Annotated in this window: 16 protein-coding genes; 9 read left to right on the forward strand and 7 right to left on the reverse strand. The window is 67.7% G+C overall.

Going from position 1 to position 20,177, the window contains the following annotated elements; all coding sequences use genetic code 11:
• The first annotated feature begins 109 nt into the window (after positions 1 to 109).
• A complete protein-coding gene (locus tag AVS7_RS01955) occupies positions 110 to 5,566 on the forward strand; it encodes an Ig-like domain-containing protein (protein WP_144425036.1) in 5,457 nt (1,818 codons plus the stop codon).
• Between the two features lie 120 nt (positions 5,567 to 5,686).
• Here AVS7_RS01955 and AVS7_RS01960 read toward each other — a convergent pair whose 3' ends face one another.
• The 3 genes from AVS7_RS01960 to AVS7_RS01970 form a co-directional block, all read right to left on the reverse strand.
• Entirely contained in the window at positions 5,687 to 6,802 is a 1,116-nt protein-coding gene (locus tag AVS7_RS01960) for an acyl-CoA dehydrogenase family protein (protein ID WP_020226829.1), read from the reverse strand.
• Between the two features lie 12 nt (positions 6,803 to 6,814).
• Positions 6,815 to 7,996: an acyl-CoA dehydrogenase family protein gene (locus AVS7_RS01965; RefSeq protein ID WP_020226830.1), complete on the reverse strand. Its 1,182-nt coding sequence runs from the start codon at positions 7,994 to 7,996 to the stop codon at positions 6,815 to 6,817.
• A 71-nt stretch (positions 7,997 to 8,067) separates the two neighbouring features.
• Entirely contained in the window at positions 8,068 to 8,730 is a 663-nt protein-coding gene (locus AVS7_RS01970) for a YceH family protein (protein ID WP_020226831.1), read from the reverse strand.
• Between the two features lie 23 nt (positions 8,731 to 8,753).
• On the opposite strand from AVS7_RS01970, the gene purN reads away from it, so the two are divergent.
• Positions 8,754 to 9,335, forward strand: a complete 582-nt coding sequence (gene purN, locus AVS7_RS01975) for a phosphoribosylglycinamide formyltransferase (protein ID WP_020226832.1) — start codon at positions 8,754 to 8,756, stop codon at positions 9,333 to 9,335.
• Positions 9,336 to 9,389: 54 nt separating this feature from the next.
• Here the strand turns inward: purN and AVS7_RS01980 are convergent, their stop codons facing one another.
• A complete protein-coding gene (locus AVS7_RS01980) occupies positions 9,390 to 9,944 on the reverse strand; it encodes a hypothetical protein (protein WP_020226833.1) in 555 nt (184 codons plus the stop codon).
• A gap of 306 nt (positions 9,945 to 10,250) precedes the next feature.
• Between AVS7_RS01980 and AVS7_RS01985 the strand changes: the two genes are divergently transcribed.
• Complete coding sequence (locus tag AVS7_RS01985; RefSeq protein ID WP_024000799.1) at positions 10,251 to 11,186, forward strand: 4-hydroxy-tetrahydrodipicolinate synthase; 936 nt, start codon at positions 10,251 to 10,253, stop codon at positions 11,184 to 11,186.
• Positions 11,187 to 11,202: 16 nt separating this feature from the next.
• Positions 11,203 to 12,183, forward strand: coding sequence for a tripartite tricarboxylate transporter substrate binding protein (locus AVS7_RS01990; RefSeq protein ID WP_020226835.1), 981 nt, complete (start codon positions 11,203 to 11,205; stop codon positions 12,181 to 12,183).
• 8 nt (positions 12,184 to 12,191) lie between these two features.
• Here the strand turns inward: AVS7_RS01990 and AVS7_RS01995 are convergent, their stop codons facing one another.
• Positions 12,192 to 13,571 carry a GAF domain-containing protein gene (locus AVS7_RS01995; protein ID WP_020226836.1) on the reverse strand — a complete coding sequence of 460 codons (1,380 nt, stop codon included), beginning with the start codon at positions 13,569 to 13,571 and terminating at the stop codon, positions 12,192 to 12,194.
• Positions 13,568 to 14,059: a pyridoxamine 5'-phosphate oxidase family protein gene (locus AVS7_RS02000; RefSeq protein WP_020226837.1), complete on the reverse strand. Its 492-nt coding sequence runs from the start codon at positions 14,057 to 14,059 to the stop codon at positions 13,568 to 13,570. The genes AVS7_RS01995 and AVS7_RS02000 overlap by 4 nt, the downstream gene beginning before the upstream one ends.
• Positions 14,060 to 14,191: 132 nt before the next feature.
• On the opposite strand from AVS7_RS02000, the gene AVS7_RS02005 reads away from it, so the two are divergent.
• From AVS7_RS02005 to AVS7_RS02020, 4 genes are all read left to right on the forward strand, one after another.
• Positions 14,192 to 14,899 (forward strand): hypothetical protein, encoded by a 708-nt coding sequence (locus AVS7_RS02005; protein WP_020226838.1) that lies wholly within the window; start codon positions 14,192 to 14,194, stop codon positions 14,897 to 14,899.
• A complete protein-coding gene (locus AVS7_RS02010; protein WP_020226839.1) occupies positions 14,896 to 15,384 on the forward strand; it encodes a hypothetical protein in 489 nt (162 codons plus the stop codon). The genes AVS7_RS02005 and AVS7_RS02010 overlap by 4 nt, the downstream gene beginning before the upstream one ends.
• Before the next feature lie 42 nt (positions 15,385 to 15,426).
• Positions 15,427 to 16,689, forward strand: a complete 1,263-nt coding sequence (locus AVS7_RS02015) for an RsmB/NOP family class I SAM-dependent RNA methyltransferase (protein ID WP_020226840.1) — start codon at positions 15,427 to 15,429, stop codon at positions 16,687 to 16,689.
• A 99-nt stretch (positions 16,690 to 16,788) separates the two neighbouring features.
• Entirely contained in the window at positions 16,789 to 18,012 is a 1,224-nt protein-coding gene (locus AVS7_RS02020) for a fatty acid desaturase (RefSeq protein WP_024000801.1), read from the forward strand.
• On the opposite strand, the gene AVS7_RS02025 is transcribed toward AVS7_RS02020, so the two are convergent.
• Positions 17,987 to 18,364 carry a hypothetical protein gene (locus tag AVS7_RS02025; RefSeq protein ID WP_020226842.1) on the reverse strand — a complete coding sequence of 126 codons (378 nt, stop codon included), beginning with the start codon at positions 18,362 to 18,364 and terminating at the stop codon, positions 17,987 to 17,989. The genes AVS7_RS02020 and AVS7_RS02025 overlap by 26 nt on opposite strands.
• A 212-nt stretch (positions 18,365 to 18,576) precedes the next feature.
• Between AVS7_RS02025 and AVS7_RS02030 the strand changes: the two genes are divergently transcribed.
• Positions 18,577 to 20,091 (forward strand): PLP-dependent aminotransferase family protein, encoded by a 1,515-nt coding sequence (locus AVS7_RS02030; protein WP_034689746.1) that lies wholly within the window; start codon positions 18,577 to 18,579, stop codon positions 20,089 to 20,091.
• Positions 20,092 to 20,177 lie beyond the last annotated feature (86 nt).

The following is a 20,177-nucleotide window of genomic DNA, read 5'->3' on the forward strand; positions in this document are numbered from 1 at the left end:
TTCCGCATGGCAAACCCACTCCGTCAACGCGTTGGCCCACATACTACCAACACAGATTTGTGACAGAGCCTTTTATTTTGTGCATTGACCAAGCAAGAGAAGGAGCAGCATGACTACTGCCAACGTCTGGCGGTCACTTCAGGGCCATGCCCGGAGGTGGTTGCGACCCATGGTAGGGGGCGGGGCGAACCGCGCCAAAGTGGCAGCCTTGCTGGCCGTATCGTTGTTCGGCGCGCAGCAGGCGGTGGCGCAGACTTGCCAGCCTGACAAGAGCTACGACATCATCGTCAGCTCGTTCCACCAGTCGGTGGCGCAACGCACCGATGGCTCCTGGGCTGGCTGGGGGCAGACCATGGGGGTGACCGGCGCTTATCCTGGCTCTGGGAGCCCGCCCGCTACTTATGCGGGGTCGTCCGTGCCGCGACCCATGGACATCACGCCCGATGGCGTGTGGGCCAATGGCGCGCAGCGTTTCGATGGGGGCTACCCGATCTTGATGACGGTGGGGAGCGCGACGAACGATGAGCAGACCATTGCCCTGACGACTAAGGGGCTGTATGCCTGGGGCAAGCCTGGTACGGTGCTGAGCAGCAGCAACAAAAGTACCAATCCGGTAGGACCCGTCAATGTGGCCAATGGCAACAGCGCGACAGGTTTGCCGGCGGGTGTCAATCCTGAGGACGTGGCACAGATCTTCGCCACCAACAAACTCCTGGCCCTGGTGACCAAGCTCGACAAGGCGGGGCAGCCCGGCAGCGTCTGGGTATTGGTCAACAGCTCCGTGGCTGGTGGTGCCAATTTCCAGGGGCAGGGCGCAACGACGGGGGCGGGCGATAATCAGTGGCACCGCGTGAAAAAGGATGCGTCAACTTTTCTCGACAACGTCGTGGCCGTCCGGGGCCATGTCGGCGGCGACAACTATGGCGCCCTGATGGCCCAGACGGCCGACGGCAAGCTCTATGCATGGGGCCGCACCCCCTTTTTCGGTGACGGCAATCCTGTGACCGCAGCAGGATATGCCTCACCCATGACGCTGCCGCTGGAAAGCGGCAATCCCATCACGCCCAAGATGATCGGTGTGACGGGCAGTGGCACCTTGACCAACAACACCATGTTCGTTCTCTCCACTACGGGAACGCTGTACTCGGTGGGCGCGAATACCCAGCGGCAGTTGGGCGCCAGCATCAACGCGACAGCCGATGTGCCAAATTGGCAAACCGTCAAGGCTAAGGCGGCAGATGGAACGACGGACGTGAGTCTGACGGGCCGCGTGGCCTTTTTCAGCGTGCAGGAACATGATGCAGGCGGCGCCAATGGGGGAGCGGCCGGTGCACTGATCACCACGGCGGATCCGGTCAATCCAGAATTGGATGAAAAGGTCTATACATGGGGCTCCAATCAAGGGAGCATGATTTCCCGCAGTGGCACGAATGGCGGGACTGCCGCCACCGGAAACTTCCATGTGGGAGCGGCGCGATCCATTGCCACCTACCAGGCCAATGGCGATGCTGATACCTATTCCCTGGGAACGGACAAGGCGCGTCTGGTCGAGGTAGGCGGACACACCACCGTTTACCTGCCCAAGAGCAGCCCGCAATTCTGCTATGTGGGCCATCAGATCAAGGGCAGCATGGGCGATGGCGTGGTGGGGGATAAAACCCAATCTGCCTTCAACTGCAAGGCCACCCCTGTCCTGAATATCTGCGGCGCTTCCGGTTTTGATTATGGCGATGTGCCCAAGGGCTATGAAAATGGCGGAGGCAGCAACCAGGCTATGCATTTCTATGCCGTTGGCGCCGACGACCCAAGCCAGAACCAACTGTTCTTGGGCGCACGGCCGCCTCAGCAGAACGACGCAACGCCCAAGAATGTCGTCAGCGGCACCCAGAACGACGAGTCCTATGGTGACTATGTTCCTGGCTCTCCCGATGTCTGGGAAGAGGACGGCATTGTCGAGGCGACGGATTCCACCGGTGCTCTGACGACGGTGGCAACGCCGGGTGGCAAGCTCCACGACATCAAGGACAACCAGACGGCCTATGCATTGAAGGTCGCATACACGAACAAGACGACCACGGCGGGCACCATCCATGCATGGGTCGATTGGAACAACGATGGTATTTTCCAGACGGCCGAATACACAAGCGCGCCGGCAACTGCCAGCACCATTGGCGGCGAAGCCACCCTGAGCTGGTCGGGGTTGACCGGCCTGACCGAAGGTTATCGCTATATACGGTTGCGCATCACCACTGCGAAGGTGGAAACCGATTCTCTCAACTACAACAAGAACTTCCCCGCGTCGAACGTGATCGTCAGAACGGGTGAAGATGCGCGCGCGCTCGGCTTCGCCCTGGATGGCGAAATAGAGGATCACCGCGTGCGTGTGGTCAAGGCCAATGGCGACATCAACAAGCCCCCGATCGCGGAAGACGTGAGCACCGCTCCGGTGGGCCTGGGCACTACGCCTACCCGGCTGGTGCTGCCTGGGACCAGCACTGCGGCCAAGCTCAAGGGCTACGACCAGGATCCCGACGGTTCCGTGGTTTCGTACCACATCCTTGGCCTGCCCTCGAACGGCACGCTTTACATTCTGGACGGCAGTCTTCCGGTGCCCATTACGGCTATTCCTCCGGGCGGCCTGTTCTTGGAGGCGGATGCCGAGCTGTGGTACGCAGGTGAAGACGTTGCTGTGGCGACCTTCCCTTTCAAGGCCATCGACAACAACGGCGATGAGTCGGTCAACACGGCGACCTACACCATTCCCAAGGCCCAGATCAAGGCCAACAACGACACCGCGGTCACGACGCCCGGCACGTCCGTGGAGACGCAGGTGACCACGAACGACTGGACGAAGGTTTTCGACAGTTCGGGCCAAGAGCAGTCGCCGCCGTCGTTTAGCGTCACGGGTAAAACCAACGGCTCCAATGGCACGGTGACCTGCACCGCGACGGCTTGTACCTATACGCCAACGGGGGGCTTCACGGGAACCGACACCTACACCTACACCATTTGCATGGCAGCGCCGAACGCGCACCTGTGCGACACGGCCGCGGTGACGGTGACCATCGCCTCGACGGCCATCGACGCCAAGGACGACACGGCAAGCACCTCGTCGGGCACGCCGGTGGAGATACCGGTGCTGGACAACGACACGTCGGTGGGTGGCGGCGGGATCAATCCGAACAGCATCGAAAAGACGCAGGATCCGGCGCACGGCACCGTGGTCTGCGCCCCAGGCAAGTGCACCTATACGCCGACCGAGCCGGGATGGTCTGGCGAGGACGAGTTCGAGTACAAGGTGTGTCTGACGGCCCCCGCGACGACCTGCGACACGGCCAAGGTGAAGGTGACGGTGGCTGCAAAGCCTGACGTGTATTCCACCATCGACATGCCCGGCAGCGCCGACGCCGGCGACCAGGTGACGGCCCTGCTGACCTTTGGCAACAACGGCGCCGAGACCGCCAGTCAGGTGACGTACGAGGTGACCGGCCTGCCCACGGGCATAGATAGGGTGAACTGCACGGGGGCTACCTGCACCTATGACAGGACCACGGGCAAGGTGACCATCACCGGCCTGCCGGAGGCGCTGGCGCCTGGGCAGAAGCAGGAGGTGGAGTTGCGCTGGACGGTTCCCGACGACCCGCAGACGGCCACCTACACGCTCACGAGCAAGGTGGATACGCAGACCTCGGGCGATCCGAAGCCCAACAACATCGACACCGCGACCCTGACGGTGCCCAAGACAACGACCGGGCCCAACGAGCAGAAGGGAGAGGTGACGACCACGGTGCAGGTGCCCACGAGCGCCGAGGCCGGCCAGCTGGTGAGCGGCAAGGTGAAGTACCTGAACATCGGCAGCGTGGAGGCCACGGGCATGACCTACAAGGTCGAACTGTCCGCGGGCGCGTTCACCGCCGTCAGCTACCAGGGCACGCCCTGCACGTTGACGGCTGGCGTGTTGAGCGGCTGCGGTCTACCGACCGAGCTGGCCCCCGGCCAGAGCCTGGAGCTGGATGTGACCTACACAGCGCCTGCGGCCAATGACTCGGTCACGGTCAAGAGCACCGTGGGTGCGGACAACGACACCAAAACCGATAACAACGAAGCCACGGGCACGACCAAGGCCCCGGCCGCATCGCCCGCACCCACGCCCGACGTGACCGTGACGGTGGCCCCGCCGCCCTCGGCCGTGACGGGCACCATGGTGAACGTGCCGGTGACCTTCGAGAACCTGGGCCCGGCCAAAGCCGAGGGGGTGACCTACAAGGTGACGCTGCCCAAGGACCTGACGGATGTGTCGTGCACCCCCGCTTCGCCTGGGTGCGAATACGACCCGGGCACGGGCGAGGTGACGGTGAAGCCTGGCACCCTGCCCGGTACGCTGAACCCCGGCGACAAGACCTCGCTGACGGTGGCCTACAAGGTACCCGCCAGCGGGCCGGTGGAGATCGAGGCCCGCGTGGACGCCAGGGATGAGCCCTTTGTGAACCAGCCCAACAACACCGCCAAGGCGCAGACCTTGATCCTGGTGCCGGGTGACCTGTTCCTCGAAAAGACGGTGTATGAGGGCCATGACAGCGGCGCCAAGTGCGTCTATCCGAAAGCGACCAACTCCAAGCTGCTGACTATCGTGGAGAAGAATCCCACAAACCACAACGTGACCTGGTGCTTCGTGGTGAGGAATACCGGCACCACTTACCTGGGTGCACCGGTCTTCAACGATCCGGAACTGCCCAGCGGCACCGTGTACACGCCGAAGGCGGGCACTACCCTGCCGCTGGCCCCTGGCGCCGTGGGCATCTGGTACGTGAACGACGTGCGCAACAAGAGCGTGCTGAACACCGTGTCGCTGGAAATGCCTGTGACCGACGCCAGCAACACGCCGATCCCCGGCGCGCCCAAGGCCACGGGCGAGGACAGGACGCAGACCATCTTCGGCATGATCTACGACCCGCCGTTCGGCGTGAAGGTGGGCACGCTCGCGGGCAACGACGTGATCCGCTGGACCATGGTGTGGGTGAACGACAACGTGGTGCCCGCCAACGGCGTGACCGTGTCCGACGTGATCCAGGCGCCCATGACGTTCATCAACGACGGCTCGCTGGCCTGTGTGGGCGAGGGCGCGACAGCGGCCATGGCTTGCACCTACGACGCGGCGTCCAAGACGGTGTCGGCGGTGGCGAACTTCGGCCCGGACTTCGGGAAGACCGTGACCACGGCGCAGAACCGGTTGTTCATCTCGTTCAACGTGTCGGTTCCCGCCGGCGGGGGCTCTTACACGAACCAGGGCACAGCGCGCTGGACGCCGCCGGGCGGTACGGAGCTGGAGGGCGATACGACCTACATTCAGGGCATGACGGTGGGGCCGGTAACGCCGGGCGGCGGCGTGCCGCCGGTGAGTCTGCCGCCTGGGGCGACTGGAGGTCCGGGTAATCCGTCGCCGACGCCGGTAGCGCCCCCGGCGCCTGCTCCCATCCCGGTGGACAACCCCCTGGCGCTGCTGGCTGCAGCCCTGGGCATCGTGGGGCTGGCGGCCCGCCGCCAGAGGCACCAGGCCCGGCGCTGAGCCTTCCCTGGGCAGGTCTGCACTATGACCTGCCCGCCATGAAGAAAAGCCAGCGATGCGGTGAACGCATCGCTGGCTTTTTCCATGGTGGCCCGCCGGGCTTGTCCCGGAGGGCGGGTTTCAGGCGAACACGCCTGCCGTTTCCTGCATGCGCGCACTCACCTCGCCCAGGTGGTGCAGCGTATCGCCCCAGGTGATTTCGAGCTGGGTGAGCGTCTTGAAATAGTGGCTGACGATGTATTCATCCGTCACGCCGATGCCCCCATGCATCTGCACCGCCTGCTGGCCCACGAAGCGTATGGACTGGCCCAGCTGCACCTTGGCACGGGCCAGGGCGCGGCGGCGCTCGTCGGCGGGGGCGCCGAGCTTGAGGCTGGCGTAGTAGCTCATGGAGCGGGCCAGTTCCAGCTGCATCTTCATGTCGGCCGCGCGGTGGCGCAGGGCCTGGAAGCTGGCGATGGGCACGCCGAACTGCTTGCGCTGGTTGAGGTAGTCGAAGGTGACGGCGGCAGTCTGGTCCATCACGCCCACGGCCTGGGCGCAGGTGCAGGCGATGCCGGTGTCCACGGCCAGCTCCAGCGCGGCCAGGCCATCGGTGGTGACCAGCGTGGCGGCGGTGTTGTCCAGCACCACCTCGGCGGCGCGGCTGCCGTCCTGCGTGAGGTAGCCGCGCGCGGCCACGCCGGAGGCGGCGCGCTCGACGAGGAACAGGGCGATGCGGCCGTCCAGGTGCGCGGGCACCAGGTAGGCGTCGGCCTGGTCGCCGGCGGATACTATGCTTTTGAGAGCTGTTACCGCATACCCGGTGGGCGTCGGGGCGGCTTTTGCCTCGCAAACGTCGAGGCGGTAGCGCGCCTTGCGCTCCTGGTGGGCGAGCACCACCAGCGCCTCGCCGCTGGCGATGCGCGGCAGCCAGCCGGCCTGCACGGCCTCGGGGGCGTAGCGGCCCAGCACGCTGGCGGCGATGAAGGTGTGCGCCAGCGGCTCCAGCACGATGCCGCGGCCGAGTTCCTCCATGGCCACCATGGCGTCCACGGTGCCCTGGCCCAGGCCGCCGTGGGCCTCGGGCACGGTGAGGGCCGTCAGGCCTAGCTCGGCTAGCTCGCCGTAGGCCACGCGGTCGAAGCCACCCGCGGCGACGATGGCACGGCGGCGCTCGAAGGTGTAACCCTTGTCCACCCAGCGGCGCACGGCGTCGCGCAGTTGCTGCTGGTCGTCGGAAAAGTCGAAGTCCATGTCTTTGTCTCCTCAGCCCAGCACGGTTTGAGCCACGATGTTGCGCTGCACTTCGTTGCTGCCGCCGTAGATGGTGGTCTTGCGCAGGTTGAAATACTGGGATGCCAGCGGCGCGTTGGCCACCTCGCCGCCGGGGAAATCGCCCTGCCAGCCGGCCTCCATGGCTTCCTCGATGAAGGGCAGGGCGAAGGGGCCCGCTGCCAGCATCATCAGCTCGGCATAGCGCTGCTGGATCTCGCTGCCCTTGATCTTGAGCAGGCCGGCGATGTCCAGCGAGTTCTTGCCGCTCTTCTCGTTGGACAGCACGCGCAGCACCAGCATTTCCAGCGCCACGATGTCCACCTCCAGCAGCGCGATCTGGTCGCGCAGGCGCATGTCGCCCCACAGCCCTTCGTTCTTCACGATGCGCTTGAGGCGTTCCAATTCGCGCTTGCTGCGGTTCACGTCGGCGATGTTGGTGCGCTCGTGGCTGAGCAGATGCTTGGCGTAGGTCCAGCCCTTGTTCTCCTCGCCGATGAGGTTCTCGGCGGGCACTTCGACGTTGTCGAAGAACACCTCGTTGACCTCGCACTCGCCGTCCAGCAGCTTGATGGGGCGCACCGTCACGCCGGGGCTCTTCATGTCCAGCAGCAGGAACGAAATGCCCGTCTGCGGCTTGCCCTCGTTGCTGGTGCGCACCAGGTTGAACATCCAGTCGCCGTGCTGGCCCAGCGTGGTCCAGGTCTTCTGGCCGTTGACGATGTATTTGTCGCCCACGCGCTCGGCGCGGGTCTTCACGCTGGCCAGGTCCGAGCCCGAGCCGGGTTCGCTGTAGCCCTGGCTCCACCAGACCTCGCCGCTGGCGATGCCGGGCAGGAAGCGCTTTTGCTGCTCGGGCGTGCCGTAGGCCATGATGACGGGCGCCACCATCACCGGGCCGAAGGGGATGATGCGCGGCGCGCCAGCAAGCGCGCATTCTTCCTCGAACAGGTGCTTTTGCACGGCCGTCCAGCCGGGGCCGCCGAACTGTTTCGGCCAGCCGAAGCCCAGCCAGCCCTTCTTGCCCAGGATCTTGGCCCAGCCCTGCATGTCGTCGCGCGTCAGGCGCAGGGCGTTGTGCACTTTGTGGGCGATGTGCGCGGGCAGGTTGGCGCGCACCCAGGCGCGCACTTCTTCGCGGAACGCCTGTTCTTCGGGGGTGAAAGCAAGGTCCATGGGGGAGTCTCCTGTGGCAAGCGGGGTTTGTAGCACGGGCGTGCTTATTTATCCTGTCCGCATCGTGACATTCACGGCTCCACGCCCAGCTGGCCGCACAGGCGCTCGACGGTGGCGCGCAGCGCGGCGACCTCGGCCTCCAGCGCCTGCACGCGCTGGGCCAGCGTGCCGTCGGGTGTGGACTCGGCGGCGGGCGCGGCCAGCGCCGTGGCATCCACCGGCCCGCACAGCAGGTGCGCCCAGCGCGGTTCGCGCGCGCCGGGCGCACGGGGGAGCAGGACCACCAGCGGCCCGCCCTTCTCGTCGCTGCGCTCCTGCAGCTCGTCCAGGAAAGCCTCGACCGAGGAGATGTCCGCGAAGCGGTACCAGCGCTCGGCGTTGATGCGCAGCTCGCCCGCCGTCTGCGGGCCGCGCAGCATCAGCAGGCCCAGCAGCACGGCGGACTGGTCGGGCACCCCCACGCCACGGGCGAAGTTGTGCTCCCAGCGCGCCACGCGGGCGCCGCCGATCTCCGTCACCAGCGTCTGCTGGCGCAGGCCGTCCAGGGCCTCCTGCACCTCGCCGTCGGTGAGCTGCATCACGGGCTCGCGGCTGCTTTTCTGGTTGCAGCCTGCGACGAGGCTGTTGAGCGTGAGCGGATAGCTGTCGGGCACGGTGCGCGACTTTTCCAGCAGCGTGGCGAGCACGCGGGCTTGCGGGGTGGTGAGGGGGCGGGTGCGGGCGTCGAAGGGCATGGGGCGGGGATAATTCCAGGCAAATGAAGAACATCGTGATTTTGATCTCAGGCGGCGGCTCCAACATGGCTGCCATCGTGCGCGTGGCGCAGCAGCAGGACTGGGCTGGCCGCCACGGCGCCCGCGTGGCCGCCGTGCTGAGCAACAAGGCCGATGCCGGGGGGCTGGCCATCGCGCGCGAGCACGGCATTCCCACCCAGGTGCTGGACCACAAGGCCTACGCCTCGCGCGAGGATTTCGACGCCGCGCTGGCCCGGGCCATCGACGCCCATGCGCCCGCCGTCGTGGTGCTGGCGGGCTTCATGCGCATCCTCACGCCCGGGTTCGTGCAGCACTTCGCAGGGCGGCTGGTGAACATCCACCCGTCGCTGCTGCCGGCTTTCCCCGGCCTGCACACGCACCAGCGCGCCATCGACGCGGGCTGCCAGGTGGCGGGCGCCACCGTGCACCTGGTGACGGCGGAGCTCGACGCCGGCCCCATCCTGGCCCAGGCGGCGGTGCCCGTGCTGCCCGGCGACACGGCGCAGACCCTGGCGGCGCGCGTGCTCACGCAGGAGCATGTGATCTACCCGCGCGCCGTGCTGGAGCTGGTGCTGCAAAAATAGTAGCTGCTTGCGCTTGTGCAGCAAGCGCTACGGGCCGATTTGGCTTGTGCCAGCTTACAGCGTGCGCATGACGTTGGCGCTGCTGGCCTGCAGCGCCTCCTGCGCCAGGTCGGCCTGGTGCCCATCGGTGGGGTGCACCACCACGGCCCAGCGCCCGGAGCGCAGCGCGGCGCGTACCTGGGTGATCACGCGGATGTGGTCCGGCCGCATGGCGACCAGCCCGCCCAGCATCAGGCCGAAAGTGGTGGCGAAGCCGACGATGGCGATGAAGGCCAGCAGCGGGCTGCTGACCATCATGGGGTGGCCAGTGCCCATCAGGTAGGCGTAGAGCACCAGCCCCAGCACGCCGCCCGCGAAGCCCGTCACCACGTGGGTGCGCAGCAGCGTCTGGAAGATGCCGCGCTGCTCGGGCTCCATCTTGCGGCCGAACAGGTCGGCGCGGTGGGTGCGCAGATCCTTCGGCCCGGCCAGCCGCACCTGCCCCGGCTCCATGCCGGGCAGGCGCAGCAGGCGGCCGATCACGGCCTCGGCGCTGGCCTGGTCGTCGAACACGGCGACCACCTTGGTGGGCGATTTCTCGCCGAACATGCCTTGCAGCAGATAGTCCATGGGAACCTCCTTTTCCGCGCACGCCTGGCGGCGCGGGCATGGCACCACCGTAGCGCGGCCTGCGCACGCCGGCCGTAGGACGGCGGAGCGCGCCGGCGCCGGTGCGCAGCTTTCGGCTGTATGCACGTAGTGCTCCTGAAAAAAGAGCTGCTTATGCATTATGGGTAAGCGCTGGATGGCTTTTGGGCTTGTATCCAGTGCTGGCTCGCATATCGTTATGCGCGGTGGTTGGGAGGCTTGTTGCACAATGGGTTACACGTCGGCACATGCGCCGCGCGGCCCGTTTCCCCACTCCCAGGATTCACCATGAGCAAAATGAAAATCGAAGGCTCCTTCGTCGCCCTCATCACGCCCTTCAACAAGGACGGCAGCGTGGATTTCGAGGGTTTCCGCACGCTGATCCGATTCCATGAAGACAACGGCACCAGCGCCATCCTGTTCATGGGCTCGACGGGCGAGGTGTCCATGCTCTCGTCCCAGGAGCGCCAACAGGTCATCGTGGAGACGGCCAAGATGAAGACGGGCAAGTCCCAATTCTTCTATGGCTGCACCGGCAACAACACGGCCGCCACCATCGAGTACCTGAAGTTCGCCCGCGCCAACGGCGCGGACGGCGCCATCCTCGCCGCGCCGGCCTACATCTGCGCGTCCGAGGCCGACATCGAGGCCTACTTCCTCGAAGTGGCCGACGCCACCGACCTGCCGCTGGGCATCTACAACAACCCGCCGCGCGTGAAGTCCGACCTGCACTGGGACCAGCTGCTGCGCATCTTCAAGCACCCCAACTACGTGGTGCACAAGGAATCGACCACCCGCGTGGGCCAGGTGGCCCAGGTGCTGGCCGGGCGGCCCGACGTGTCGGTGATGTGCTGCGACTCGCCCAACCTGGGGCTGGTGGTGCCCACCATGAGCCTGGGCGGCCACGGCACGGCCAACATGACCGGCAACATCGCGCCGGCCGAGATCGCCGTGCTCTCGCGCCCCTGGAAGACGGCCGCCGAGCCAGTCAGCTTCCGCGAAACCTACCTGCGCATGCTGCCCATGCTGCACTTCTCGTACTCCGCCATCAACCCGGTGGCCATCAAGTCGCTGATGCGCGCCGTGGGCCTGCCCGCGGGCGAGCTGCGCAAGCCGCTGCGCGGCCTGGAGGGCGAGGCGCTGCACAAGGGCCTGCGCGCCGTGCGCGAGCTGGAGCTGGACAAGAAGTACGGCTGGAGCTCCCCCGAACTGAAAGCCATCTGATCCACCGAGGACTTCCATGCCCACCACCCGCCGCACCCTCATCGCCGCCGCCGCGGCCCTCGCCGTCTTTTCCGCCGCGCATGCGGCCGAGGGCGACTATCCCTCCCGCCCCATCACCATCGTCGTGCCCCATGCGCCCGGCGGCCCGGTCGATGGCGTGGCCCGCATGTTCGCCGACAAGCTCAAGGACGAGCTGGGCCAGTCCGTCGTGGTCGAGAACCGCGCGGGTGCATCCAGCATGATCGGCGCCGCCTCCGTCGCGCGCTCCGCGCCGGACGGCTACACGCTCTACATCAACGCGTCGCTGCACTCCATCAACCCGCTGCTCTACAAGAACAGCATCAAGTACGACTCGGTCAAGGACTTCACGCCCATCAGTCTGCTGGCCCAGGGCCCGCTGGCGTTCCTGGTGAACCCCCACGTCAAGGCGACGACGGCGCAGGAGTTCGCCAAGGAGATCAAGGCCTCGCCCGAGAAGATCAGCTTCGCCACGGGCGGCTTCGGCGCGGCGGACCACCTGGCGTCGGCCTATTTCCTGCACGAGATCGGCCGCACCGACGTGCCCATCGTGCTCTACAAGGGCGGTGCCCCCGCGCTGCAGGACCTGATGGGCGGCGCCGTGCAGGCCAAGATGGACGCCATGCTGACCGCGCTGCCGCTGGTCAAGGGCGGCAAGGTGCGCGCGCTGGCCGTCACCGGCGCCACGCGCAGCCCGCTGCTGCCCGACGTGCCCACCATGCGCGAGGCGGGCTTCAAGGACTTCGAGTTCTCCAGCTGGTACGGCTTCTGGGCGCCGGCCAACCTGCCGCCCGCCATCGCCAAGCGCCTGGACCAGGCGGCCAGGAACATCATGGCCCTGCCCGAGGTGCAGAACAAACTGGCCAGCCAGGGCTTCGCGGCCGACTACCGCAGCTCGGCGGCCTTCGTGTCCTTCATGGACAGCGAGACCAAGCGCTACCAGACCATCATCGACGCGGCCAAGATCAAGGTGGACTGAGCCACTGGTCAGGAGGACGGCCCGCCGCCGTCCTCGCTCAGCACCAGCGCCCGCCCCAGCAGCAGGCGGAAGCGCCCGCGCCCCGTCCGCTCGATCTGCAGCGGCCCGCCCCAGTCGGCCAGGCGGCGCTGCAGCAGGAGCAGGCGCACGCCCAGGTTGTCCTGCACGCCGGGCAGGCGCAGGGCCTCGCCCGCCAGCCGCAGCTCGCGCGTGGTGAAGTCGGTGCGGCCGTGGCGGTGCGCTTCGCACGCCACCTTCCACAGGATGGCGCCCGCCACGCCCTTGATGAGGTACTGGTCGTCGATGAACACCGTGTCGTCGCGCCGGAAATGGCGCAGGCGCAGCGGAGGGCCGATTGGCAAAGCCGGTGCAGGGGCCACGGCCGGCGCAGCCGGGGCGGCATCCAGGTCGGCGCTTTGCAGGGTGGCCAGGGCCTGAGCGAGCTGGGCGCACAGCAGGGCCAGTGCGTCCTCGTCGTCGTAGCCGAAGAACTGGTCGCTCTCGCTTTCCACCAGCAGCGCGCCCACGGTGCGGCCCCGTGCGCGCAGCGGCACGGCGAGCTGGCTGCAGGGCGTTGCCAGGCCGGGCAGGGGGATGGCGGCGCCCGCGTCCGGCACCAGCCCGTGGTCGCGCGCGTTCTGGTGCAGGTTCTGGCCATAGCGGTACATGCGCGCCATGTGGCCGATGCGCAGCGGCACGCCCTCGTGCACGGCCACGCCGGCCAGGCCCGCGTCGGCCAGCGGCAGCTCGGCGCCGGTGCCGGTGTGCGCATAGCCGATGCTGGCCAGCGCATACAGGCTCCGGCGCCCTTCGTCCAGCAGCCAGAGGATGGCGTGGTCCACGGCCAGGTCGCGCCGCAGGCCGTCCATGGCGGTCTGCAGCAGGCTGGCAAGGTCGCCGCATTCGGCCAATCGCGCCGACACGGCGCGCGCGCCCGCCGCCAGGTCGCAGCGCGGCTGCAGGATGGATGGGGCCGTGCCGCCGCCGCCTCGCGCCAGGGGCTCGATGGCGAGTACCTCGTACACGTCCGCCCCGCGCAACTGGAAGACGTGCTCCATGCCCGTGTGTGCAGCAATGCCCGCGAGCTTGGCGCGCAGGCGCTCGAAGACGGGGCCTTCGGTCTCGGTGCGCAGGTAGCGCAGGTGCAGCTCCAGGCTGCCGCCGGTGAGGGGGTCTTCCACCATCAGCGCCACGCGCCGCGTGGCCAGGATGTTGGCGCGGCTGCGGTTGAAGAACTGGAAGGTGAGGGCGACGTGGTGTGCGTCCACGTACTCCACGTGCGAGAGCAGGTTGACGTGCGGCACGCCGTCTGCCGACACGCTGCACAGCGTGGGCGGGATGGCACCGTCCAGGATGCGGCGGATGGCGTGCAAGGTCAGCGCCGTCATGCGGGCAGCAAGTCCACGGGTTGGCCGGCATGGGGGCCGGGCGTCTGGTCCCAGGCGCCGCTGATGCTGAAACGGATGGCCACCACCGCGCCCGGTTCCACGCGATACCAGTGGGCGACGACGGGAGCGGCGTTGCCGAAGCCATCGACCTCGGCGATTTCCTCGGCGAGCCGGCGCTGGCAGCGCGCGAGCAGAGCCGCCTGTTCGGGCAGCGCGGGCTCCACGCGGGCGCCCTGGCCTTTCACGTGCAGCGTGCGGTTGGTGCGCGGCGAGGTCATCAGCAGCGCCGCCTGCCCCGTCGCGCGCAGCGCGGCCACCACGCGCGGGGCGGCGTGCTCGGCCACGAGGACGAGCATGCGCCCGTCGGGCAGCGCATCGGCCGCCAAGGCCCGGCACACGTGGGGCTGGCCGCCGCGGTCGCAACTGCCCAGCCGGAACGAGGTTAGCGTGGACAGGTGGCGGAGCCATTCGGGCGGCAGGGCGGACATGGCGAATGGGGCGGTCGAGGCGGGAGTGGTACGGATGATAAGGGCGCGCTTAACCAAGATTTAACGGTGCGCAGCGGCCCGGACCGGGACACTGCCTGGGTCGCTGAACAAGAAACCTCTCCCCCCGGAAAAATGCAGTTCCATCCCCTTCCCATTGCGCTCGCCGCCACGGCGGCGCTGACCGCCGCCGCGGCGAGCGCCCAGAACATCGACACCAGGCCCGCCTGGGACGGCAGCAACACGCTGGGCGGCTTCGGCAGCACGCCCACCTTTGGTCAGACCATCACCGTGCCTGCGGGCCACGACCGGCTGACCGGCTTCAGCTTCTACATCGACGCCATGGGGCACAGCCGGCCCTTCCGCGCCGCCGTTTATGCCTGGGATGCGGCGCAGCAGCGCGCCGTGGGCAGCCCGCTGTGGCAGAGCGCGCCTGTCTCCATCACGGGCACCGACGGCGACGTCCTGGAATACGCCTTCGCGCCGCCGGGCGGCATGCCGGTGGCGCCAGGGCAGACCTACGTGCTGCTGGGCACCACCCTGTACGACGCAGGCAGCAGCACGCCGAGCTGGGGCTTCCTGCAGTCCAACGCATACAGCGGTGGCGGCTTCGTCTATCTGGGCAGCACGAACAGCGCGCACCTCACCGGCACGGCCTGGGCGGACATGGGCGTGTGGGACCTGGTCTTCAAAGCCACATTCGCCGCACCGCCATCGCCTCCTGTCCAGGCCACGCCCGTGCCCGGCCCGCAAGGCGCGGCGCTGGCGCTGCTGGGACTGGCCATGGCGGGCGCAGGCCTGCGGTCCATCCGCCCGCGCTGTACAGGAGCCCGCAAGCCATGAAAGCCATCTCCCTGCTGATCGCTCTCGCTTGGCCCCTGGCGGCGCAGTGCGCGCCGGAGTTCGACACAAAGCAGATCGAGCGCGGCCGCTACCTCGTCAGAACCACCGGCTGCAACGACTGCCACACGCCGCGGTACGCACAGCGCGGGGGCAACGTGGCCGAGAAGGACTGGCTCATCGGCGACGCCATGGGCTGGCACGGCCCCTGGGGCACCACCTTCCCGACCAACCTGCGCAAGACGGTGCGCGCCATGACCGAGCAGCAGTGGCTGGAATACGCCGGCAGCGTGAAGACCCGGCCTCCCATGCCCTGGTTTTCGCTGCATGCCATGGAGCAGGACGACTTGCGGGCGATCTACCGCTTCGTGTATTCGCTGGGCGATAGCGGCCACGCCGTGCCCGCCGCGCTGCCACCGGGGCGGAAGCCCGCTACGCCTTACGTGGACTTGCACCCCGTCATGCCCGGGGCAGCGCAGCGGCAATGAGGCGCCGGCCGGCATGGCAGGCGGGGATGGGACAATCGCGGCATGCATCCCAACGCCCTTCTGGACGCCTGCGCCGAACTCGTCAGGCTGACTCTTACCTTCGAACATCCGGCCGATGCCGTCGTCTCGCGCTACTTCCGCGAGCACCGCAGCCTGGGCCCGCGCGAGCGGGCTACGCTGGCCGAGACGGCCTACGCCGTGTTGCGCAAGAAGCTGCTGTTCGAGCAACTCGCGCGCTCTGGGTCAGGCCCCAAGGAACGGCGCCTGGCCATCCTGGGCTTCCACGGCCCGCGCGACTTCGTCAAGAGCGCGCTGTCGCCGCAGGAAAAGACCTGGCTGGACCAGTGCGACGCGGTGGCGCCGCAGGACCTGCTGGCCCCGCACCGGCACAACCTGCCGGAATGGCTGGTGGCGCCGTTGCGCGCGCAACTGGGCGAGGAGGGGTTCTGGGCGCTGGCGGACAGCCTGGCGCAGGGCGCGCCGCTCGACCTGCGCGTCAACGCCTTGAAGGAAAAACGCGAGCAAACCCAGAAGGAGCTTGCGCAAGCAGCTATCAAGACGGTAGCAACGCCTTATTCGCCCTGGGGCCTGCGCGTGGAAGGCAAGCCCGCGCTCACCAAGCTGGACGCCTTCACGCGCGGCGCCATCGAGGTGCAGGACGAGGGCTCGCAGCTGCTGGCGCTGCTGCTGGATGCCAAGCGCGGCGAGATGGTGGTGGATTTCTGCGCGGGTGCGGGCGGCAAGACGCTGGCCATCGGCGCGGCCATGCGCAGCACGGGGCGGCTGTACGCGTTCGACGTGTCGGCCCACCGGCTCGAATCGCTCAAGCCCAGGCTCGCGCGCAGCGGCCTGTCGAACGTGCACCCGGCGGCCATCGCCCATGAGCGCGACGAGCGCATCAAGCGCCTGGCCGGCAAGATCGACCGGGTGCTGGTCGATGCGCCGTGCTCCGGCCTCGGTACGCTGCGCCGCAATCCCGACCTGAAGTGGCGCCAGTCGCCCCAGGCGCTGCAGGAGCTGGCGGCCAAGCAGACGGCCATCCTGGAGAGCGCGGCGCGGCTGGTCAAGCCTGGCGGGCGGCTGGTCTACGCCACCTGCAGCGTGTTGCCGCAGGAGAACGAGGCCATTGCCGAGGCCTTCACTGCCGCACATGCCGATTTCGTGCACCAGGACGCGGGCGCATTGCTGGCGCAGCTCAAGGTGCCGCAGGCTGAGAGCCTGTGCCGCGCTGGATATCTGCGCCTGTGGCCCCATCTGCACCAGACGGACGGCTTCTTCGCCGCCGTCTGGACGCGCAAGGGCTGAGCTGCGCGCCTTTCTGCCGTCGAGTATCCACGCCTGCCATGCGCGGGCGTTCCCTACTATCGTGGTGCATGTTTTCTCTGGGTGAATGGGTTTTTTCGTATGTTGTTACCTGACTGGGCCGTGCTGAATACCGCCATCGACTGGCTGGCCCATGGCTTGTGGGACCTGTCCTGGTGGCAGGTGCTGCTCTATACGCTGGCCACGACGCACGTCACCATCGCGGCCGTGACGATCTTCCTGCACCGTTCGCAGGCCCACCGGGCGCTGGACCTGGGGCCCGTTCCTTCGCACTTCTTCCGCTTCTGGCTGTGGGTCGGCACCGGCATGGTCACCAAGGAGTGGGTGGCCATCCACCGCAAGCACCACGCCAAGTGCGAGACCGCGGACGACCCGCACAGCCCGCAGACGCGCGGCCTGTCCACCGTCATGTGGCAGGGTGCGGAGCTGTACCGCGCCGAGGCGAAGAATGCCGAGACGCTGCGCAAGTTCGGCCACGGCACGCCCGACGACTGGATGGAGCGCCACGTCTACAGCCGCTTCACCTGGCACGGCGTGGCGCTGATGCTGGTGCTCGACGTGCTGCTGTTCGGCGCCATCGGCGCGGCCGTGTGGGCGGTGCAGATGCTCTGGATTCCGTTCTGGGCTGCCGGCGTGGTCAACGGCGTGGGCCACTTCTGGGGCTACCGCAACTTCGAGGCGCAGGATGCCTCCACCAACCTTGTGCCCTGGGGCATCGTGATCGGGGGCGAGGAGCTGCACAACAACCACCACACCTATCCCACGTCGGCCAGGTTCTCGGTCAAGCCCTACGAGTTCGACATCGGCTGGGTGTACATCAGCGCCATGCAGAAGATCGGCTGGGCCAAGGTCAAGAAGACCCCGCCGCGCCTGCGCATCGGGGCCGTCAAGCCCGTGGCCGACGAGACCACCCTGGAGGCCGTGATCGCCAACCGCTACGAGGTCATGGCCCGCTATGCACGCGGCGTGCGCGCCGCCGTGCGGCAGGAGCTGGACGCGCTCAAGCAGCGCAAGGCGCAGCAGTCGGACGTGTCGCGGCTCTTGGCCGCGCAGCGCTGGCTGCACCGCGACACCGACAAGGTGCCCGAGCGCGCCCAGGTGCAGCTGGCCCAGGCGCGTGCGGCCCACCCCGTGATCGACCAGATGCTGACCATGCGCGAGGAGCTGAGCCAGCTGTGGCTCAACACCACGCTGTCGCGTGAACAGTTGACCGGCCAGCTCCAGGCCTGGTGCCAGCGGGCCGAAGCCAGCGGCATCGCCATGCTCAGGGAGTTTTCCGTCAAACTGCGCGCTGCGCACGCCTGAGCCCCTGGCTCCGTCCCAGCACCCGCCACAGCCGCTCCAGTCCCTGCGGGACGGAGCGGCTTTGCTTTTCAGGGGGCGGGGTGATGCGGACCAGGAAGGCGCCGTCCCGGGCGGATGCCGGGATCGGTGCCAACTGGACCCAGAGGTCCTGCGGCGCGCGCCAGCCCTGGCCCGGCGCCAATAGCAGCACCTGGCCACGGCAGTCCTCCCACCAGGCCGTCGGTGCCACGGTCAGTTGCAACGGGCATTGGCTGCAGAACACCTCGCTGCCCTGGCGGAGCTGGAAGCTTTGCGCCTGGCCGGCGGCGAGGCGGTGGATGGTGGGTGCGAGGGAGTGAGAATCGGTGTGCATGGGGTGGGCCTCTGGCGGGAGGAGCAAGCGTTTTTCAGACCCCCAAAGCGTAGGCAGCCGAAGGCAAAGGCAACAGGCACAGTCCGCGTCATATTGCAGTGCAGCAGAGAAGGAACACGACGGCTGTTCCGGCTGTTTTGCCGTGCATCTGTATCTGTTCCAGAACAGAGGCCTGGGGCATGATCGGGCCAGTCATCGTGACTCTCCCTCTCATGCAGATCGCTTCCAGCACTTCCTTCGCACCGCCTGTTCCGCTCTATCGGCGCCTGGCGTCGGATTACGTAACAGCCATGGAGATGGGAACGCTGCAGGCGGGGGAGCGCATGCCTTCGGTGCGGGAGCTCATGCACAGGCACCAGGTCAGCCTGTCCACGGCGCTGCAGATGCTCAGGCACCTGGAGGCGCTGGGCCATCTGCAAGCCAGGCCGCGCGTGGGCTATTTCGCGCGCGACAGCCGCCAGGACCGCCTGGAGCTGGTCAGCGAGCCGGATCTGAGCCAGCCCGTCCACCCCGTGCCGCAAGACCCGCATGCCCACTTCGTCGGCATCAACGCCCACATCTCCCTGCTGCTGGAACGCGGGCGGCAGGCCGCGGTGCGCGTGGACCTCGGCGGGTGTACGCCGCCGGCATCCCTGTTCGACCACCAGGTTCTCAACAAGACCGTGGCCCGGCTGCTGCGCACGTACCCGACGCTGCTGACCCAGGGCCGCTCGCTGTTGGCCAACCAGGGCAACCACCCCGATTTCCAGCAGGCCATGGCGCGCCAGGCCCTGTCGGTGGGCATCCGGGTGGCGCCTGCCGATGTGCTGGCCACCACGGGCAACTCCGAAGCCGTGAGCCTGGCGCTGGCGGCGGTAGCCTCGCCCGGCGACGTGGTGGCGGTGGAGTCGCCTACCTACTACGGCCTGCTGCAGGTCGTGGAGTCGCTGCAGCTCAAGACGCTGGAGATCCCGTGCAGCCCGCGCACCGGCCTGTCCATCGAGGCGCTGGAGCTGGCTTTCCAGACCCAGCCGCGGCTCAAGGCCGTGGTCGTGGTGCCGGAGCTGCAGATGCCGCTGGGCACGCGCATGCCCGATGCACACAAGGCCCGGCTGGTGGCCCTGTGCGCGGCCCATGATGCGGCGCTGATCGAAGACGACTCCTACGGCCTCTTCGTCGAGGGCAGTCAGCCGGTGCGGCCTCTCAAGGCATGGGACAGCGCCTCGGGCCACGTCATCTATTGCCAGGCCTTCAACAAGAGCCTGGCGCCCGGCCTGCGCCAGGGCTGGATGAATGCGGGCCGCTGGCACGGCCGCGTGCAGATGCTCAAGTTCGCTCAGAGTCGCAACACCCAGACCCTGGGTCAGCTGGTGGTGGCCGCGCTCATGGGCTCGGCCGCGCAGCAGCGCCACATGCACAAGCTCAGGCAGCAGCTCAAGCAGCAGCGCGAGGCCATGGCCCGGCTGGTGGCGCACCACTTTCCCATCGGCACTCGGCTGAGCCTGCCGGCCGGCGGCCTGTGCCTGTGGCTGGAGCTGCCCGCGGGCTTTTCCACGTCGCAGCTCTTCACCGAGGCGCTGGAGTGCGGCATCCGCACGGCGCCGGGCAGCATGTTTTCCAATTCGGGCCGCTATGAGCACTGCATGCGACTGGCCTGTACCCATCCGGTGGATGCCACAATGGAGCAGGCCGTGCGCGAACTGGGGGTCATGGCCTGCCGTCAGTTGGGGCAGGGCGTGCGGCCTTAGAGCCTTAGAGGGAATAAAAAAGGCTCTGTCACAAATCTGTGTTGATGACCGGCACTCCGATGGCGTCGAGCAAGAGCTGGCGCGGC

This window comes from Acidovorax sp. MR-S7, from assembly GCF_000400995.2.
Lineage (GTDB): Bacteria > Pseudomonadota > Gammaproteobacteria > Burkholderiales > Burkholderiaceae_C > MR-S7.

Excerpts from the sequence above, each read along its gene's own strand:
- AVS7_RS01955 (WP_144425036.1), top strand. The coding sequence starts at position 110 with ATGACTACTGCCAACGTCTGGCGGTCACTTCAGGGCCATGCCCGGAGG.
- AVS7_RS01960 (WP_020226829.1), bottom strand. The coding sequence starts at position 6,802 with ATGGACTTCGACTTTTCCGACGACCAGCAGCAACTGCGCGACGCCGTG.
- AVS7_RS01965 (WP_020226830.1), bottom strand. The coding sequence starts at position 7,996 with ATGGACCTTGCTTTCACCCCCGAAGAACAGGCGTTCCGCGAAGAAGTG.
- AVS7_RS01970 (WP_020226831.1), bottom strand. The coding sequence starts at position 8,730 with ATGCCCTTCGACGCCCGCACCCGCCCCCTCACCACCCCGCAAGCCCGC.
- purN (WP_020226832.1), top strand. The coding sequence starts at position 8,754 with ATGAAGAACATCGTGATTTTGATCTCAGGCGGCGGCTCCAACATGGCT.
- AVS7_RS01980 (WP_020226833.1), bottom strand. The coding sequence starts at position 9,944 with ATGGACTATCTGCTGCAAGGCATGTTCGGCGAGAAATCGCCCACCAAG.
- AVS7_RS01985 (WP_024000799.1), top strand. The coding sequence starts at position 10,251 with ATGAGCAAAATGAAAATCGAAGGCTCCTTCGTCGCCCTCATCACGCCC.
- AVS7_RS01990 (WP_020226835.1), top strand. The coding sequence starts at position 11,203 with ATGCCCACCACCCGCCGCACCCTCATCGCCGCCGCCGCGGCCCTCGCC.
- AVS7_RS01995 (WP_020226836.1), bottom strand. The coding sequence starts at position 13,571 with ATGACGGCGCTGACCTTGCACGCCATCCGCCGCATCCTGGACGGTGCC.
- AVS7_RS02000 (WP_020226837.1), bottom strand. The coding sequence starts at position 14,059 with ATGTCCGCCCTGCCGCCCGAATGGCTCCGCCACCTGTCCACGCTAACC.
- AVS7_RS02005 (WP_020226838.1), top strand. The coding sequence starts at position 14,192 with ATGCAGTTCCATCCCCTTCCCATTGCGCTCGCCGCCACGGCGGCGCTG.
- AVS7_RS02010 (WP_020226839.1), top strand. The coding sequence starts at position 14,896 with ATGAAAGCCATCTCCCTGCTGATCGCTCTCGCTTGGCCCCTGGCGGCG.
- AVS7_RS02015 (WP_020226840.1), top strand. The coding sequence starts at position 15,427 with ATGCATCCCAACGCCCTTCTGGACGCCTGCGCCGAACTCGTCAGGCTG.
- AVS7_RS02020 (WP_024000801.1), top strand. The coding sequence starts at position 16,789 with ATGTTGTTACCTGACTGGGCCGTGCTGAATACCGCCATCGACTGGCTG.
- AVS7_RS02025 (WP_020226842.1), bottom strand. The coding sequence starts at position 18,364 with ATGCACACCGATTCTCACTCCCTCGCACCCACCATCCACCGCCTCGCC.
- AVS7_RS02030 (WP_034689746.1), top strand. The coding sequence starts at position 18,577 with ATGCAGATCGCTTCCAGCACTTCCTTCGCACCGCCTGTTCCGCTCTAT.